Raw genomic sequence first — 2251 nt, 5'->3', positions numbered from 1 at the left:
GGTGGCAGCGTGGAGGACGACGCGGCCACCGGACGGAAGGGCGGCAGGATCCCATGGCACTGCACAAGGGGGCCGGTGACGACCGCCGGCTGACCGTCGGCCCGTTCCTCGGCACCGCCGCCGACCCGCTCGGCTCGATGGAGCTGGCGCCCCCGCTGCACCGGCTCGCCGACGGCCCCGTCCCGGCCGACACCGCGTACCAGCTGATCCACGACGAGCTGATGCTGGACGGCAACGCCCGGCTCAACCTGGCCACCTTCGTCAGCACCTCGATGGAGGACCAGGCCACCCGGCTGATGACCGAGTGCCTCGACAAGAACATGATCGACAAGGACGAGTACCCGCAGACCGCCGAGCTGGAACGGCGCTGCGTGGCCATCCTCGCCCACCTGTGGCACGCCCCCGACCCGGACACCGCCGTCGGCTGCTCCACCACCGGCTCCAGCGAGGCCTGCATGCTGGCCGGCCTCGCGCTCAAGCGGCGCTGGATCCGCCGCAACGCCGACCGCTATGCCGCCGGCGCCCGGCCCAACCTGGTGATGGGCGTCAACGTGCAGGTCTGCTGGGAAAAGTTCTGCGTCTTCTGGGAGGTCGAGGCCCGCACCGCGCCGATGGACGGCGAGCGCTTCCACCTCGGCCCCGAGCAGGCGGTGGCGCTCTGCGACGAGAACACCATCGGCGTGGTCGGCGTGCTCGGCTCGACCTTCGACGGCTCCTACGAGCCGGTCGCGGAGATCTGCGCCGCGCTGGACGACCTCCAGCAGCGCACCGGTCTGGACGTCCCCGTGCACGTGGACGGCGCCTCCGGCGGCATGATCGCGCCGTTCCTGGACGAACACCTGGTCTGGGACTTCCGGCTGCCCCGGGTCGCCTCCGTCAACACCTCCGGCCACAAGTACGGGCTGGTCTACCCGGGCGTCGGCTGGGCGCTGTGGCGGGACCGGGAGGCGCTGCCCGAGGAACTGGTGTTCAAGGTCAACTACCTGGGCGGCGAGATGCCGACCTTCGCGCTGAACTTCTCCCGGCCTGGCGCCGAGGTGATCGCCCAGTACTACGTCTTCCTGCGGCTCGGCCGGGCCGGCTTCCGGGCCGTCCAGGGCGCCTGCCGGGAGGTCGCCGGGTACCTGGCCGAGGGGATCGAGCGGCTCGGCGGCTTCCGGCTGCTGACCCGGGGCGACCAGCTGCCGGTGTTCGCGTTCACCACCACGGACGAGGTGCCGTTCGACGTCTTCGACGTGTCGCGGCGGCTACGCGAGCGCGGCTGGCAGGTGCCCGCGTACACCTTCCCGGCGAACCGGGAGGACCTCGCGGTGCTGCGGGTGGTCTGCCGCAACGGCTTCTCCCGCGACCTCGCCGACCTGCTGCTGGGCGACCTCGCCCGGCTGCTGCCGGAGCTGCGCCGCCAGCCGGTCCCGCTCAAGGACCTCGGAGTGCCGGCCAGGACGGGCTTCCACCACTGACGGACGCGGCGGTCGTGGTCGCGGCGGGAACGGGCGCCATCCGTGCGCCCGTCCCCGCCGCGTGTCCCTGCGGCCCGGGGCAGCCTCCCCCCGTGGAGGCTGTCTCGTGCCGGTGGGGGTCAGGGCACGGCAGTCGCCGGTCCGTCAGAAACGGTGCCCGGACGAAGGACCGGGGCGGCGAACCGCTCCAGCCGGAAGAACAATGCCCGACGGCCATATGAATGTTCGAGCCGCTCCCGGTGTTGTGAGACACTTCCGTCCGTCTCAGCGCCAGGACCTGGGCTTTGGGACACCGGGTCGCTGAGGTTTGAGACGCGAAGGCGCCCTTCCAGCCCCGGAACGGTGCCCTGCGGAGTACCGCCTGTTCCAGCACCGCCGCCCCGCCCGCCTCGCATGTTTGGAAGAGACCGCATGGGTTCCGCCTGGAAGCAGTTGCCGGACGACCTCTCCGTCCCCGCCAAACGCCTGACGGAGGAACTGCGCGCCGTCAAGGACGCGACCGGGCTCTCGCTCTCCGAGCTCGCCGCCCGGACCCACTACAGCCGGGCCTCCTGGGAGCGCTGGCTGAACGGCAAGCGGGTCATCACCGAGCAGGCGCTGGACGCGCTGATCGGGGCCGTGGAGTGCGACGGTCCGGCGCTGCGGGCGCTGTGGGACCGGACCGCGGCGGCGGGGGCGTCCACGGGCGAGGCGGTCGCGGACGGCGCGGCGGACAACGGCGCCGACGCGGACACCGAAGCCGGCACCGACGGGGACACGGACACCGAGGCGGCCGCGGAAGCCGTGCCGGA

The 2251-nt window shown here is 72.5% G+C and carries 2 protein-coding genes; both read left to right on the top strand.

What is annotated here, in order from left to right; all coding sequences use genetic code 11:
- Positions 1-53 precede the first annotated feature (53 nt).
- Positions 54-1460 (top strand): glutamate decarboxylase, encoded by a 1407-nt coding sequence (gene gad / locus ABD308_RS03420; RefSeq protein WP_344325301.1) that lies wholly within the window; start codon positions 54-56, stop codon positions 1458-1460.
- 411 nt (positions 1461-1871) lie between these two features.
- Positions 1872-2251: helix-turn-helix domain-containing protein (locus ABD308_RS03415; RefSeq protein ID WP_344325298.1), on the top strand; the 380-nt coding region annotated here is incomplete at its 3' end.

This window comes from Kitasatospora putterlickiae, assembly GCF_039527695.1.
Taxonomy (GTDB): Bacteria; Actinomycetota; Actinomycetes; order Streptomycetales; family Streptomycetaceae; genus Kitasatospora; species Kitasatospora putterlickiae.
The sequence above is the reverse complement of the archived record's forward strand: the minus strand, read 5'-3'. Positions and strand labels throughout refer to the sequence as shown.